We start from the raw sequence: 2,970 nt of genomic DNA, 5'->3' as shown, positions 1-2,970 counted from the left end.
GGATACCTTTCTGCGCATTTTTATCTACGAAAAGGTAAAATTCCTTTGTAGCAGTTTTGCCAGGATTGAGGGCTCCGACGTTTTTCACGGCATTTGCCTCAGAATCAAGAGAGAAAGGATATTGAGGCACAACTTCGATATCAACATTGTCAGCTTTATCCCCTCCAATGTTTTCCACCTGAACAGTAAGATTTAGGTATTCTCCTATTTTTGCAGGATAGGGATTTGTTTCGACTATTGTAACTTTCAGATTGGCTCCTCCAACAGCTGCGGAGGCAGGAGCTGCAAAAAGTAAGGAAACTAAAAGTAAAGATAATACAAAAGCGACAGGTGAATTTTTGATTTTTGTCATTCTAATTCCACACCCCAATTAGCTTGAGTTTTGAAATATAACACCCGAGATTATTCTATATTCTGAATGATCCCATCCTTTACGAGCACTATCCTGTCTGCATATCCTGCAATTTCCGAATCGTGAGTAATCATTACAATGGTTCTTCCGTCTTCGTTGAGTCTTCTAAACATATTTAGAATTTCACAGCCTGTCTTCGAGTCCAGATTTCCAGTGGGCTCATCTGCGAGGAGGATCGCAGGGTCATTGATTAGAGCTCTGGCTATAGCAACTCTCTGAGATTGGCCACCTGAGAGTTCACCCGGCTTGTGGTGCATTCGATCCTCCAGCCCCACGAGCTTAAGTAATTCCTTTGCTCTTTCATGAGCATCGACTCCATTCCTTGTGTTAGCATAGGTAGGGAGCTCAACGTTTTCAAGAGCTGTAAGCCTGGGGATCAGGTTGAATGTCTGAAAAACGAAACCGATTTCTAACCCTCTGAGCTTCGCAACTTCCTTGTCAGATAGTTTATTTATATCTAGGCCTTTAATTGTGATTGTCCCTTTCGTAGGCCTATCAAGAAAACCTATAAGATTCATAAGTGTGCTCTTTCCTGAGCCAGAGGGCCCCATTATAGCAAGGAATTCTCCCTCCCGCACTTTAAGGTTGATATCATGAAGAATTGGAACCTCCATATCTCCAAGAGTATAACTCTTTTTGACATTAATAACTTCAATAACGGGAGCTGCTGTCCCATGTGTTTCGTCACTCTGCGTATATCTCGAACTGCCCAATTCACATTTGAACAGCTCTTCGTTTGGATTAACGAGGCCTTCTCTAGAGGGCAGTTCTTCTTCAAGTGTGAGATTTTCGATTTCTGTCTCCAAGATTGAATCTCCGGGAGCAGAAACGTCTTCAATCGAGATCTTCGTTTCCATGTCTACTCCTCGTTTTTCAAATGCTCAGATTCATTCATAGGTATTCTGGTTATTCATACATATAGCCTACAATGATTTTCATTTTTTAAGAATTCAATTAAGTGATTTAACGATGCTCTAAATTCGTTAAATGGGTTCATAGAGCTACTCGACATAAAGTTATTTTGAAACAATTTTTAGCTAATCAATATCTAATTGAGCTGGTCAAGAAGAACGGATTTAAAAAGAAAAGGGCTATTCTCCAGATGGAGTAGCCCTATTTAAGGGGCAGATTCTTATTCATATCTTAAAGCATCCACAGGATTCATACGTGAAGCTTTTCTTGCAGGATATAAACCAGCAGTTACCCCAACAAGAACTGAAACTGCAATCCCTATTCCAATCAATGTTGAGGGGAAAACAGGAGGAAGTTTAAGGGCAATTTCAAGAGCGTAAGCTCCAAGGCCACCGATTACAGTACCTACGATCCCCCCAAAGGAACTGACCATTACAGATTCCAGCAAGAAAAGAGATAGAATATTGGAATTGCTGTAGCCTACAGATTTCATTATCCCGATTTCTCTGGTTCTTTCAGTTACGGTCACAAGCATAATATTCATAATTCCTATCGAGCCCACAAAGAGAGATATTAGGGCAAGAACAAGCAGGAAAGAACTCAAAGCATCTCCTATTTTTCCAGTTTGCTCAAGGACCTCCTCCTGATTAAAGACGTAATAGGGTTTTAAATCTTCATCATCAATATCTCTTTCCGGGATTCCGAAGTTCCTGGCTAATCTGCTATCCACGTCATCTGAAATGTCACGAACTTTTGCAGGACTTTCTGCCATCGCAAGGAAAGCTCCATAGTCTTTCTCCCCGATCATCCCATTCATAGTAGAAACGGGAATGAAAACCGTCAAATCATAGTCGCTGTCTTCACTTACAACAGTTGGCTCGGAATTTTTCAAGATTCCTTTTACCTTAAAGCTCTTCTTCACAACCGTACCGTTCTCCTGTCGAAAAGCGATCTCTACAGTGCTCCTGTGGGAAATATTCTTACTGAACTTGTCATTTGCGATATCATATCCAAGAACAGCAGCAGAGCTATCTTTATCCGTCAGGAAAGTGCCTCTTTCCATTTGTAGACCCTGAATCTCCTGAAAATCTTTGTTGATTCCTGCAACATTAACGTTTTTGGTTTCCGAAAGATATGTGAGATCCCCACTCATCGATTTTCTGGGAGATACACCGGAAATTCCCGGCGTATTCTTCATTAGATTGTACTCGTTATCAAAGAAGAGATTTGGCTGCTCGCTAGCTGCGATAATAAAATTAGAGCCTACAGAAGAAATTTCATCAGTAAAAAACTGGTTAAAACTGGCACCAAGAGATGCATTAACAACTACTGCAGCTATACCAATTATTATCCCCAGTGTTGTAAGTGCAGATCTTAGTTTAGCACTTCCTATACTCCCAGATGCTATACGAGCTGCCTGTGTAAATTTTATCATATTTTCCCCCACAAATATGATGTCAGCTAACCTTTCTTTAATTATTGTTTCCTTCTTCTGTAGTACAATAAAGCTGCAGGAACAGAAATTAAAATAAGTCCACCTGCTAGTACGGATGTTGAATTGGATTCAGTAGATCCCGAAAAACTCGTAAAGTTCAGGTTTCCTACAGTGTTTGCATGTCTGTTGATTCCGTTGTTATAATTTGCAG

At 40.5% G+C, this 2,970-nt stretch carries 4 protein-coding genes; all 4 read right to left on the bottom strand.

Annotated elements, in window-relative coordinates:
• Window positions 1-352 (bottom strand): CARDB domain-containing protein (locus BP621_RS14975; protein ID WP_292391369.1); only part of this gene is annotated, 352 nt, incomplete at its 3' end.
• 50 nt (window positions 353-402) lie between these two features.
• The gene (locus BP621_RS14970) at window positions 403-1,269 is read right to left on the bottom strand and encodes an ABC transporter ATP-binding protein (RefSeq protein ID WP_292391368.1); all 867 of its coding nucleotides are present in this window, start codon (window positions 1,267-1,269) and stop codon (window positions 403-405) included.
• 275 nt (window positions 1,270-1,544) lie between these two features.
• Complete coding sequence (locus BP621_RS14965) at window positions 1,545-2,759, bottom strand: ABC transporter permease (RefSeq protein WP_292391367.1); 1,215 nt, start codon at window positions 2,757-2,759, stop codon at window positions 1,545-1,547.
• 41 nt (window positions 2,760-2,800) lie between these two features.
• Window positions 2,801-2,920, bottom strand: a complete 120-nt coding sequence (locus BP621_RS14960; RefSeq protein ID WP_292391371.1) for an LPXTG cell wall anchor domain-containing protein — start codon at window positions 2,918-2,920, stop codon at window positions 2,801-2,803.
• Between the last annotated feature and the right edge of the window lie 50 nt (window positions 2,921-2,970).

The sequence above is a fragment of the Methanosarcina sp. UBA5 genome, from assembly GCF_002505485.1.
Lineage (GTDB): Archaea > Halobacteriota > Methanosarcinia > Methanosarcinales > Methanosarcinaceae > Methanosarcina.
Note: the sequence above shows the minus strand (reverse complement) of the source record. Positions and strands in the feature narration are given on the sequence as shown.

Coding starts and splice junctions, on each gene's coding strand:
- BP621_RS14970 (WP_292391368.1), bottom strand. CDS start 1,269: ATGGAAACGAAGATCTCGATTGAAGACGTTTCTGCTCCCGGAGATTCA.
- BP621_RS14965 (WP_292391367.1), bottom strand. CDS start 2,759: ATGATAAAATTTACACAGGCAGCTCGTATAGCATCTGGGAGTATAGGA.